This is a genomic window from Treponema endosymbiont of Eucomonympha sp., from assembly GCF_001028545.1.
Window position 1 is genome coordinate 1 of record NZ_BBPW01000214.1, and the last position, 1,030, is coordinate 1,030.

Annotated in this window: 1 protein-coding gene; it reads right to left on the bottom strand. The window is 58.1% G+C overall.

What is annotated here, in order from left to right:
- Positions 1 to 1,030, bottom strand: a 1,030-nt coding sequence (locus AWU74_RS06055) for an aminotransferase class III-fold pyridoxal phosphate-dependent enzyme (RefSeq protein WP_062328555.1), incomplete at both ends; no start/stop codon positions are given.

Below are 1,030 nucleotides of genomic sequence, written 5' to 3' on the forward strand. Positions count from 1 at the left end.
GTCTATGATATATTTTATCGTCGCAAGTGCCGCCGCGCATGCCAGCGGGTTGCCGCCGAACGTGGGCGAGCCCAAAAGGAACGGGTTGTCCACCAGTTGCTGCACCCACATATGCGGGCGGCAAATCAGCCCCGTAATCGGCATGACGCCGCCGCCGAATGCCTTGCCGAACGTCAGAATGTCCGGGGTAACGTCTTCCGCCTCGCAGCGCCACATTGTGCCGGTGCGGCCCATGCCGGTCTGTATCTCGTCGAATATGAGCGCGACGCGGTGCTTGTCGCAGATCTCGCGCACCGCCATAAGGTAGCCCGCGGGCGGGATGATAACCCCCGCCTCGCCCTGAATCGGCTCAAGGATGACCGCCGCCACCCTGCCGCCGACCGAATGCTGCTCCGAAATCGCGCGGTCTATAGCCTCCGCGTTGCCGAACGCGACGTGCTCGACCTGCTGTATCATCGGCAGGTACGGCACGCGGTACGACGCTTTGCCCGTTACCGAAATCGCGCCCATAGACTTGCCGTGAAAGCCGTTCACCATAGAAATGTAGAACCGCCCGCCCGTCGCAATCCGCGCCAGCTTGAGCGCCATTTCCACCGCTTCCGCGCCGCCGTTCGTAAAAAAGCACTTTTCAAGGTCGCCCGGCGTTATCGCCGCGACCATTTTCGCCAGATAGCCCCGCAGCGGGTCTATCAGCTCCTGCGAATGCAGCGCCTGCTTGTCGAGCTGCGCGCGCACCACGTTCACTATCTCTTCGTTGCGGTGCCCGCAGGTAAAAATGCCGTACCCGCCGAAACAGTCCAGGAACTTTTCCCCGTAGAGTCCTTCGATATAGCAGCCATAGTCTGATTTTTCGATTACCGCGCTGTTGGTGGAAACCGATTTTCGGTATTTAAGCCAGCCGGGGTTGACGTATTGGCTGACGTTTTGCAGCGCTTCTTGCGTAATAGTTTCTTTCTCTTCGTCAGAGAAATCCGTGCTTCTAATATAACCGATTACTCGCTCTATTTCTTTGCTAACTTCTTCATAAGAC